We start from the raw sequence: 10,882 nt of genomic DNA, 5'->3' as shown, positions 1-10,882 counted from the left end.
GGGATGACACCGATGGACTATTCAGAGGGGAGACTGATTCCCCTGCCCGGCAACTCTTTCGTACGTCCATAGGCCAAAATAAAAAGGAGGAACAAAAATGTGAAAGACTTGGAAAAAAGCAGTCAGCCTGGTTCTGGTTTTCGCGCTGTCCATGATGGTGTGCGTCCCCGCGTTTGCGGCTGTTCAGGACAAAAACAACTTTAATAGAATGTTTAATATTGCCGTATCAAATTACAAGCGATCAAATCAGAAGCCTATTTATGCAACATTAATAAATAAAAAAACAAATAGTAAGTTTAACCTTCAGGTTTTTATATCTAAGAAGAAGGATAATAATAGCACAAATTCAAAATCAATAACATATCTATTTTCTACTGATACACCATATGTTCAACCAGATAGCATTCAAACTGATGGTGGACAAACAAAAAAAGAATGGGATGGATCATTTAGCGTTCAAGGATATGTAACACTTGTATATAGTACAGATAATTCAAATGGCAACAAAGTATTATTAACCAATGTTAATGGAGGATGGTACCAAGAAGATTTAACTACAAAAATATCAGATAGGGAAGTAATTTATGCATGCGAAGATCCAGTAACTTATTTCTCTCAACATGTTGAAAAGTATCCGTCATCAAACACTTTTAACTATAATACAAATTTTTCACACTATGTATTGGAAGACGGAAAAGGTACGATGTGTGGAGCTGATATAAGTTGTACACTACAGCACGGTTCGGATTCGTGGACATTCAACCTGAATAATAACCTTTTTGATAATATGTAGCTGAATTGTATTTCATAGCGTAAAAGTGCAGTTATACTGTGTTTTTACGCTATGATGTTGATTTTTTTTGAGGTGTTTAATCTATGACAAAGAATAAACATATTTTTGTGTCAATTTTTTTTATAATATTTCTTATTATTGCAATTAATCTATTTGAAAATTTTAATAATTCAAGGTTTCATATTTTACATGCATATGTATTCCTTACGCTTAAATTGATTTTATATTTTGTTTTGGGCCTTTTCCTTGACGTGATTAATCGAAAAATACATTTTAGGACTATTCAATTTAGTCTTTTTCATTTTACTACAGTTCTATTATGTGCTGTTGCGATTGCCCTATGTTTGATCTTTTATAACTCTTTGCCTTCTATTATTACAAACAATTTAGATGTGGTATACTTATTCCTTGCATCTTATGCGGGAGCCAACTCCATTTCTATTGTTTTTGATGAATGAAGGGACTCAGGTCAGGTATGTAATTAACAACTCCACTGGCCGTATTGAAAACATTGACAGTGCTGGAGAGCCATATGTAGATATTTCTGGTGATGGAACCCTCTATCGTTGGTCTGGGGGTTCACCTCAAACACAAGTCTTTTCAGATAAAGTAACTGTCGCTATTACCGGTCAAGCGTATATTGATATTGACACTAGTATATCTGCCAGTGCGGGTACAGGTTTAATAAACGTCGGTGCTGGTATAGGTAACACCGAAAGATACAAAACGCATGTTAAAACCTATCACTTCACCTATCATAAAAGCGATCTTTGATCAATTCTTTAAATTAGGAGTGACTTTATGAAAAAGTGGTTTCATTTCGGCGCGTTCAGCAACCGGTCCCTCGTTCAAAATCTGTTCTGGTGGTCGTTTGTTACCTGGCTGCTATTTTTGGCTAACTTTATTTTAGACAGAATCCACTTATCGATGGTCCCTTGTCCGGCGGAGAATGTTTTTTGGATTCTCCAGCTTCAGCAAGTCGAACGTTATCTCTATCCGTTCATAATTCCAGTTATGCTCCGGCTTGGATGTGAGCTCATTTACAAAATTATCGAACACACAAGCCCACAAGACAAATAACCGCACGGATAGAAAGGGATATGGTTTTTCCAGTTACTCCTTCGAGGTTTTCAGCGTCGGAAATCTTTTCTGGCGCTGAAGCCTTTTTATAGACGTTCCGAAGCGAAAGCTGGCGGTTATATGGAACATACTTACATTAAAGGCCATTCCTTTTATAACGGAACCAACAAACTGGTAATGGCAAGACAGTCAGGCTTACGCAAAGGTTTCAGTTGCCATATGCGGCCGAAATAAAATTTTCAATATTCTATGATTTCGAGCCTTAGAGAAAGGCGAAACTTTTCATACGAACTACTGGAAATCGTTTTTTCAAATCGTGGGTAAATAGAAGAGCGATCACCTGCGGCGGTAGGGTACCGTATGTATTAATTTTTTATTTTTTGTTTGGATTCTGGGGCGGGGCAGTTTTCTAGCTCTGCCCTGCTTCCATGAAATGGGGTGGTTTTGATGAAATCGATGAACCGAATATGGGCTGCTGTAACCCTGTTTATAATCTTTGTGGCATCATTTGTTTTTGAATGGGCGGCTTTATTGCTCGCTGACCGTGGAGATCAAATTGGTTGTCTTTTGTATACGCTTATCGCCGTAGCACTGTGTCTTATCTCCAACCGAATCGCAAACTGGAAATGCCGCTGCCCCTACTGTGGGAGTAAAAAAGTTCCACTTGCCTATTATTCCAAAGGCTCTCAGCAGTTGTGCCCCGATTGTCATAAGCTGATTCTTTATAAATGATGAGCGCTAGTGCCGCCATGCCTCGCATCGGCTTCGATTATGTTGATGGGGAATATCGTGTTTCATGGTGATTCTAACTATAAAATAAGGGGATATTGCGATGTTTCGTTCTGTTCAAAAGGGTCTTTGCATGTGTTTCAGCTTTGTTTTCGTCGCCTTTCTGGCGTCCTTTCCTGTGCATGCATCGGCACAAAGCAATTTCGAGGTTGAGTACTCCTCCAAAGTCCCCACCCATCTGTATCTTCCGGTGGGCGCTCATATTAATTTTTACTCCCCTCCGCTAAAAAAAGAGGAGCATCCTTGCTTTGCAGCGGGCAACGGAACGGTTCTTCACACAGTTGTCGCCGGTAAGCCAATTCAACATTCAGACGGTAACATTCGCTATTCATTTGGTTTTACTTGCTGTCAAGCAGGGGAAACCGGAATTTATATCAATTGGAACGGAAGAACAGTAATGTTGTACTCCATTCAGGTGTTTGATACCAAGCCTACAACCGGATTCCCAATTAAAACTACATTTCAAGACATTCTGTACAATCAAAAAATCACAAAAGTGGTAATTTTGGAAGGAGATTCCGATCTATCCTCTGGAGTTACGATCAAGGATCCTGCCCAAATCACTCACTTTCTCTCGGACCTTGCTCCTGAAAGACTTTATCATAGTTTCGATACGCATAAATATCTTGGAAATCTTTTTTCCTTGGACTTTTATATAAACGGCCAAAAAGGATATTATCGCTATATTTTGGGGAAAGGTTTTTATCAAGTAGATGGATTTTCAGTTCCGCTTCCCACCGGGCGTTGTTTCGAAGAAAATTTCGAGAAAATTTATCAGTTGATTGGTAATTGGTACGAAAATGCAAATTAAGCCTAATTTTTATAATGATTCCTCTCCTTTCCCGACTCATGAAAAGCTGCCTATTACTTTAAAACCGAAGCAGAAAAAGTACCGCAAGGTAAAATCCTCCTTAAGTCTCGGCGCAGCATCAAATTGTTTATCGAACTGCCAATGCCCTCAAAAAAATATGGTCGGATCATCTAGAGAAATACTATTCTGTAACAGCAACCAAATTGCGTGATTTTACCAGAACGCGGGGAATTGTCTGGTAACCGTTGTAAGAGGAGGGGAGGCGATATCCTCCCCTTTCTTTAAAGGAGGGGAATTAAATGCTCAAAAAATCCATTGTAGTATTTGTATTGTGCGGATGCTTCCCGCTTCTAAGCGGATGCACTCAGAAAATGAGTCCATCCGCTGCGACGACTTATTTACAACCTGCCGCTTCAGAAAACGCCGGAGCTTCTGTTTTAAATAATCACCGATATCTTAAGATGAATATTGTTACAAAGGATGAAACCATGCTGTATGGCAAACCGGTTGTTTCTTTTAGTAAGTCAAATTCAAATAAAAATCTAAAAAAATTTACAGTTGACAAAATCTCCGATGCCTGGGTTTGGAACCTCAGCAACAGGCGTTCCTTGCTTTTTTGTTTTTCCAGTGAAAACGGCCCTGTTATCGCTTCCTATTCATTGGAAGGAAATCAATATACCCCCTTGATTCGCTTAAAAAATGGGCATGCGGCAGAATTTAAAGCCATTAACGATCATTATTTATTGTGGGCGGAAAGTACGTCTACTGATTGGACGGATACAACGCTCCACATCTATGATTTTCGAACACAAAAAGACAAAATCTTTTATACAGATACCGTCGACCCTGAATCCGGCAGTATTTATGCTGTGAATTCAAATCCCTGCGTTATCAGGGATAATACAATTTATTTTGACGATATCGTTGGAATTGATTCGGACGGGAACTATAAAATAAATCTTTACGCTTATAAAATCTCTGACGAAACTATTTCTTTAGTAAAAGAACAGGCACAGAAACCCTTTATTTACCAAAGCTCAGTAGGCTGGTTTGAATTTGATAAGAATACGGGCAATCCGGTTATGGTTTTAAACAAGAGCCAATGTCCTGCAAAAAAATACTTAATCGATAATGGAACCTCCATGTTTCACTTCTGCCAAGATGCAATCTCTGTCACAGATTTATTAACGATGCCCGATACCGGGAAACTTTTTCATTCCAATAAGTCGTCATCATCCATATATTCAGATAAAGAGAAAAAGACGGTTGACGGCATGGGGTTTACATTATTGACTGAAACATCAGCTACACCTTTGCTTGTATTAAAAGGATTATCTTTGGGTCCTACCGCTGTCAATCAAAAAGCTGTTATATGGAGCAGAATAGAAAACGGCTTTCCAATGTTTTATGATATTAAATCGCAAAATTTTGTGATGATGGATAACCTTCCAAAGGGAACCTACTCTTGTGTTATGAATGATAACGACCTGCTTTTCATAAATACGAAGACAGCATATTTGTTAACCTTATCATAAATTTTTCTTGGTCAGCAAATTTCGATACTGCTAATATGTTAAAAAACGCGCGTAACGTTTCTCAGCCGCAAAATGGCAATACCTCCCGGTTCCGCATCTCTAGGGCAATGGGTAAAAGCCACTATGCCGCGAGGTAAAACACAGCTCTTTTGTTTACTTTCAGACCGGATTTTTTTATATGGCTCAATTTTTTCGCGAAGAATGGGGTGCTTATGATATTTGAAAAATACAACAAACAGCTGGTGCGTCTTTTCTTTCCCTTTTTGGAAAACTTTTATCTGATTGTATCCTTGGTGCTGCTTATTGCCGCATGGTCTGTTCCCGGACCTTTTTGGCAAATCAGAGTCGTTTTCTTTTGGCTCTGGTTTGTCAATAGCCAAATTTATCGGTCAGGGATCATGGAACGAAACTATCTCCTCGTACAAGGAGACGGCTATTTCTATCACATTTACTGTTTTATTAATCAGACCTTCTTTCTTTTTCTGGCCGTTTTCCTGATTATCCTGCTGACCCCCAGCCCGCAGTGGCTGAAAAACGTATTCCTCGGGATATTGTTTCTTGACGTGATTCTTCAGGCAGCCGGGGATTGGAAATATCACCTCCTCCGCTGAGGGACCATATGGATATGCCTTTTACTCCAATGGCGTACAGATGTCCTTTCTGTTAACTGGGATGGTACAACCAGTGCCAGCGCCATGGACCATGCGATGTTTGTTACCGCAGTTTCCGGAACAGCAGGCAGCAGAACAAAAAGTGACGTGAAAATAGCCGCTCATACCTCAATTACGAATTCAGCGTATGAGGCATTGTCTTCCTACGCAGGGACTTCAATTAACAATTTTGGTAGATCGGAAATTTATTGTGGGTACTACGGAGTTCCCCAGTCGTAAAAATCAAATATGGATTCTAGGAGGAATATTCCGTAAGAGGCGGTGCCGGGGGTGGACTCGACCGAGTTTCGCACCCAGCACCATATTTTATACTTTTGGAGGAAGCAAGAAATGCCAAGGTGCTTTCAGACTTATTTTAGACTGAATGATAGCAAACACAAGATAATTCTGCTGGTTTTAACAGCCGCTGTTCTGATTGCTGCCGGTTTGGCTGGTTTCCGAATTTGGAGCATTCAAAATTGCGTGAAAAGTACAGACCAAGATGCAGTGAAGGTCGTGAAAACCTATTTAACAGCACTGAAAAATAATGATTACAATACCTGGAAATCATGCTTGTGGCAATTTGACGAAAAAAACCATGGGTATGAACGAAAAGGTGATCTTGCTGTGCAGAGCCTCTCCATTGAAACGGTTCGGTTATCCGCTCAGGAAACTCAAAGGATTAGAAAACAATATGGGGACAGCGAGTTGGCAAAAAGCCACGGATGGACAAATGATTTCATAAACAACAATCTGATTGCTGTTTATGAGCATTACTCGGCAAAATATGACCATACAAAAGTATCTTACACAGACGGTGATATAAAGGAATATGTCTACCTTGTGAGACGAAGCCAATACTCTCCTTGGCTGATTTGGACATTCTCCGGTGAAGCATCAGGGATAGAAAAGAATGATTGAGAGTGACTTTTTGAATAGTCAATCGGCCGCTATCTTAAACTGGTTTGCAATACTAAGATTCGGTATGTAATTAACAACTATGATATATATAATAGCACAACCGAAACCAATCTCTTTTTCTGGCTGACCCCCAGCCCGCAGTGGCTGAAAAACGTATTCCTCGGGATATTGTTTCTTGACGTGATTCTTCAGGCAGCCGGGGATTGGAAATATCACCGGAAAAGGCCGGAGAAATAAATCGCATGCCCGGCGGCGGTTGAGCCGCTGGGCATGCTTTTATCGTTCACCCTCAGAAGCACTCGTTTTGAAAGTTTCTAAAATTTTTTTAAAAATTTTCAAAAAGAGTGTAACAAAACGGCTATTCAAGTGTTATGTAAGTAGAAAGAAAAATTTACAGGCTTTCATTCCATTGATTTCCATGCTGCGCAGCATCCGAAATATAATTTTTGTTTCAGAAAGAGGATGACACCGATGGACTATTCAGAGGGGAGACTGATTCCCCGGCAACTCTTTCGTACGTCCATAGGCCAAAATAAAAAGGAGGAACAAAAATGTTAAAGACTTGGAAAAAAGCAGTCAGCCTGGTTCTGGTTTTCGCGCTGTCCATGATGGTGTGCGTCCCCGCGTTTGCGGCAACAAATAAACCTACTAGTACGAAGCATCGTGTTGATTACACTAAACAACATTTTGCGGAGCTGGATCCAAACAGTAAAATCCATTTAAACAGTAACTTTATTGTTTATAGCAAAGCTTGGTGGATTATGAAAAGCGGAGTAGGCGTTGGTGCAGAAGGTTGGACGGATCTAGATAATAAGAGTGATGGGTCTGATGTATACCATTATTCTAACATTCGGGTCTGGGCTGAAGAACCATCCTCAACATACTGGGAATCTGGTAGAACATGGGGATATGGAAGAGTCCAAGTATCAACCGGAAATGTTGGACAAGGCGCTTTATCCACTTATCATCTCTATTATGGAACAGAGTGAAAGCAAACGGGTAAATTTTATGATGATATAATTAACTAAGATATTGTGTCATTGCTGCTTTTAAGCTGCAATGACACAATATATAAGATAGGTAAATAATATGAAAAAATTTAAATTAGGATTTTCCATAATGATTCTATTGATGGAAACAATATTTATTGGATATATAAATTATCTAAATATTGTTAAAATACAGAAACTTGCCTCAAATTCATTGATGTCTGACAATGCTATTACAGTCCTTTTTGAAAAACAAGAAGTCCCCTCGTTGCGTGATCTAGTAAATGAATATCCGGATATAGCTATCCTATCTACAGTTTATGATTATCCGGACATGAAAGTATTTGGGATTTGCGGGAATTGCAATATAGACAGTGATGCATATGCATTGATTGAAGGTAATTTTTTTACTAAACATGATTTTTTCAATGGTTTTAATAAAGCTGTTGTTGGCAGAAATATTTTAAATTCTAATAATTGTGTAGAAGATCAACAAGGAAATAAGTATTTTGTATTTGAAAGCACAAAATATCAAATAATAGGTGTATTTTCTTCAACTATAAGTAACATGTTAGATAATATCGCTTATATAAATTTAGAGTCTATCAATAATAATTTTAGAAAAATTACTATTGATAGTACAAATTGTCAAAAAGCAGTCAAGGAAATACAAAAAAATAATGACATTAAAATAATAAAAGAAAATAACACTCATTTTATGGAAAGATATCTTTTTAATGATCACGATGAATTTGTATTAAACGTTTTAGTCATAGTATTTATTGGTATACTTATAATTCTAATTTCATTATTTGTTTTATATAATTATAGAGAGGAACTTAACGTTGAAAGAATCATAGGCGTAAATTTTAAAAATATATGGTTTGATTTGCTTAAAAATATCACATTTTTGATAGCTGTAAATGTTTCTTTTGATTTCTTAATATACGTAGGTATATATTTAAAATTTTTTCAAAATTTTCGTTTAAAATTTTATTTCTTTTATTTTAGCGAATTTTCAATTATAATATATGCCATTCTTTGTCTGATAATTTATATATATATGCGAATATCAAATCATTTTTTTATAAGAACTGGAGTGAAATGATAATGAGATATCAAAAAATAAATTTAATATACATCGTCGTATGTTTTTGTGTACTTACCATAGCGTCAACGGTATTGATGTTTGCGAATAGGAGCTACGAAGAAGCTGCGAATAAGGTTGTTGACTTTAGCAATAAAAATGTGGATACAATTTATTTACGGGTAAGTGATGTCTATGGAGAGGAAAATCAAGAGACATTATCGGATTTTTTTTCTGAAAAAAACGCTTTGAATCGTATGAAAGAATTTCATCAGTCTCTTAACAAAAAATTCAATTATTTGGAATTTGATACCCAAATGTTATTATTACTGGATAACAGTTTTGATTATAAAGATGAGTTTCGTACAGATTATGGGACAGATAGTTTTAGAGCAAACGATAAAATTGGTGTTTCTTTAAAATCCGCACAAATTAATAAAAAAGCATATGATTATTTTTCGTTAAAAAATCAAATATTTAGCGGACAAAGCTTTCATGAAAACGATTTTACTTTTAATGATAAAGCCGTTCCAGCGATACTGGGATATAATTATATTAATTCAGCTGATATAGGTGACATTATAAACTTTAATTATTTATCTAAAGATATTTCTATAAAAGTTATTGGATTTTTGAAAAGAAACACTTCAATAACAATAAATAATAATATTTATTTTATGGATGACTATATTTTAATTCCTTCGTTAGAAGTAAAATCTACTCCTATCAGTAAGGATGATAAGAGGTTTCAAAATATATTGTATTCATTGAAAAACTGGGGATATATAAAAATAAATAATGGCGAAGATTATTATAATTATAAGGCTAAAGTTGATGCAGTTAGCAATAAATTAAATTTGAAATATGTTCTAAACGAAGGCTATGTTTATCCTTATATTACAAATATTTCAAATAGTATGCAGTCGAGTAAAGGAGTATTTCGACTTTTATCTGCTCTTTTATTTGCGATATTATCAATTGTTTTTACATTTTTAACGATATGGCATTTTAATAGAAATAAAAAAATCTATGCAATTCACTTAATAAGTGGGTGCAGTATAAGTCAATTGAAATCAAGAATATTCTCTGGAATTACAATTCAATTTATATTGTCATTTGGATTATCAGTTTTTATTAATATGATTTTGATGGGACATGAAATTATATATTTTTCAGAGCGTATATTGCTTAATCAATCAGTCGGTCAAATTGCTGTTTTGCTGATTATGGTTATTATCGGAATATGTCTCGTTTTAAACATTTATATAAATAAAAGTAATATGTATACTTCTATTCAAAAAGAAGATTAGAGATAAAGGAGGAATTTCTATGATGGAATTCAAAAATATATGCAAATATTATAGATATAAAAAAATCGAAACAAAAGCGCTCGATCATATAAACTTAAAAATAGATAAAAATGAGATGGTTGCGATTATGGGGCCAAGTGGTTCGGGAAAAACAACTCTCTTAAATATTGCTGGAGCTCTATTAACACAAAGCAGTGGAGAGTATTTATTTAATCATAAACCAATTGTTGGAAATGAATCAGAGATGGCAAGATTCAGAAACACTCATGTTGGTTTTGTGCTTCAGCATTTTGCATTAATAAAAAACAGAAATATTTTCTATAATATAGCTTTACCTTTAAAATATCAAAGAATTAAAAAAGATCAAGTTGAGAAAAAAGTTTCCACAGTTGCAGAGTCTCTTGGTATTTTAAATAAATTAAAAATGTATCCGCATATGCTTTCAGGTGGAGAATGTCAACGTGTTGCAATCGCCCGAGCAGTTGTCACACATCCCAATATGATTTTAGCGGACGAACCGACTTCTTCTTTGGATGATAACAACAAATATGAAGTATTGGATATATTAAAAAGATTAAACAATTGTGGGGCTACAATCTTAATTGCTACTCACGATAATACTGTTGCGCAAATATGTGATAGAAAAATGCAGCTTAACAATGGCCGCATTGTTGAATGAAGCTGAGTAGATTAAGGCCGTGTGACCTGCTTGTTTCTTTGGTTTACAAGCTTTCATTCCATTGATTTCCATGCTGCGCAGCATCCGAAATATAATTTTTGTTTCAGAAAGGGGATGACACCGATGGACTATTCAGAGGGGAGACTGATTCCCCTGCCCGGCAACTCTTTCGTACGTCCATAGGCCAAAATAAAAAGGAGGAACAAAAATGTGAAAGACTTGGAAAAAAGCAGTCAGC

The 10,882-nt window shown here is 36.3% G+C and carries 10 protein-coding genes; all 10 read left to right on the top strand.

From position 1 onward, the window contains the following. Positions 1-208 precede the first annotated feature (208 nt). The 10 genes from ACLQ3M_RS06145 to ACLQ3M_RS06100 all read left to right on the top strand — a co-directional run bounded on the left by ACLQ3M_RS06145 (position 209) and on the right by ACLQ3M_RS06100 (position 10,644). Positions 209-793, top strand: a complete 585-nt coding sequence (locus ACLQ3M_RS06145) for a hypothetical protein (protein ID WP_411676818.1) — start codon at positions 209-211, stop codon at positions 791-793. A 441-nt stretch (positions 794-1,234) separates the two neighbouring features. Next, the gene (locus ACLQ3M_RS06140; RefSeq protein WP_411676817.1) at positions 1,235-1,567 is read left to right on the top strand and encodes a hypothetical protein; all 333 of its coding nucleotides are present in this window, start codon (positions 1,235-1,237) and stop codon (positions 1,565-1,567) included. A 1,138-nt stretch (positions 1,568-2,705) separates the two neighbouring features. Then, complete coding sequence (locus tag ACLQ3M_RS06135; protein WP_411676816.1) at positions 2,706-3,473, top strand: hypothetical protein; 768 nt, start codon at positions 2,706-2,708, stop codon at positions 3,471-3,473. Positions 3,474-3,772: 299 nt separating this feature from the next. Then, complete coding sequence (locus ACLQ3M_RS06130) at positions 3,773-5,008, top strand: hypothetical protein (RefSeq protein ID WP_411676815.1); 1,236 nt, start codon at positions 3,773-3,775, stop codon at positions 5,006-5,008. A gap of 212 nt (positions 5,009-5,220) precedes the next feature. Beyond that, a complete protein-coding gene (locus tag ACLQ3M_RS06125; protein WP_411676814.1) occupies positions 5,221-5,619 on the top strand; it encodes a hypothetical protein in 399 nt (132 codons plus the stop codon). A gap of 330 nt (positions 5,620-5,949) precedes the next feature. Then, positions 5,950-6,579, top strand: a complete 630-nt coding sequence (locus tag ACLQ3M_RS06120) for a DUF4829 domain-containing protein (RefSeq protein ID WP_411676813.1) — start codon at positions 5,950-5,952, stop codon at positions 6,577-6,579. A gap of 551 nt (positions 6,580-7,130) precedes the next feature. Further along, positions 7,131-7,568: a hypothetical protein gene (locus ACLQ3M_RS06115; RefSeq protein WP_411676819.1), complete on the top strand. Its 438-nt coding sequence runs from the start codon at positions 7,131-7,133 to the stop codon at positions 7,566-7,568. Positions 7,569-7,668: 100 nt separating this feature from the next. Beyond that, positions 7,669-8,676: a hypothetical protein gene (locus ACLQ3M_RS06110; protein WP_411676812.1), complete on the top strand. Its 1,008-nt coding sequence runs from the start codon at positions 7,669-7,671 to the stop codon at positions 8,674-8,676. 2 nt (positions 8,677-8,678) lie between these two features. Further along, complete coding sequence (locus ACLQ3M_RS06105) at positions 8,679-9,965, top strand: hypothetical protein (protein WP_411676811.1); 1,287 nt, start codon at positions 8,679-8,681, stop codon at positions 9,963-9,965. A gap of 19 nt (positions 9,966-9,984) precedes the next feature. Further along, positions 9,985-10,644 (top strand): ABC transporter ATP-binding protein, encoded by a 660-nt coding sequence (locus ACLQ3M_RS06100; RefSeq protein WP_411676810.1) that lies wholly within the window; start codon positions 9,985-9,987, stop codon positions 10,642-10,644. Positions 10,645-10,882 lie beyond the last annotated feature (238 nt).

The sequence above is a fragment of the Caproicibacter sp. genome, assembly GCF_046707225.1.
Lineage (GTDB): Bacteria > Bacillota > Clostridia > Oscillospirales > Acutalibacteraceae > Caproicibacter.
The sequence above is the reverse complement of the archived record's forward strand: the minus strand, read 5'-3'. Positions and strand labels throughout refer to the sequence as shown.

Coding starts and splice junctions, on each gene's coding strand:
- ACLQ3M_RS06145 (WP_411676818.1), top strand. CDS start 209: ATGTTTAATATTGCCGTATCAAATTACAAGCGATCAAATCAGAAGCCT.
- ACLQ3M_RS06135 (WP_411676816.1), top strand. CDS start 2,706: ATGTTTCGTTCTGTTCAAAAGGGTCTTTGCATGTGTTTCAGCTTTGTT.
- ACLQ3M_RS06130 (WP_411676815.1), top strand. CDS start 3,773: ATGCTCAAAAAATCCATTGTAGTATTTGTATTGTGCGGATGCTTCCCG.
- ACLQ3M_RS06125 (WP_411676814.1), top strand. CDS start 5,221: ATGATATTTGAAAAATACAACAAACAGCTGGTGCGTCTTTTCTTTCCC.
- ACLQ3M_RS06115 (WP_411676819.1), top strand. CDS start 7,131: ATGTTAAAGACTTGGAAAAAAGCAGTCAGCCTGGTTCTGGTTTTCGCG.
- ACLQ3M_RS06110 (WP_411676812.1), top strand. CDS start 7,669: ATGAAAAAATTTAAATTAGGATTTTCCATAATGATTCTATTGATGGAA.
- ACLQ3M_RS06105 (WP_411676811.1), top strand. CDS start 8,679: ATGAGATATCAAAAAATAAATTTAATATACATCGTCGTATGTTTTTGT.
- ACLQ3M_RS06100 (WP_411676810.1), top strand. CDS start 9,985: ATGATGGAATTCAAAAATATATGCAAATATTATAGATATAAAAAAATC.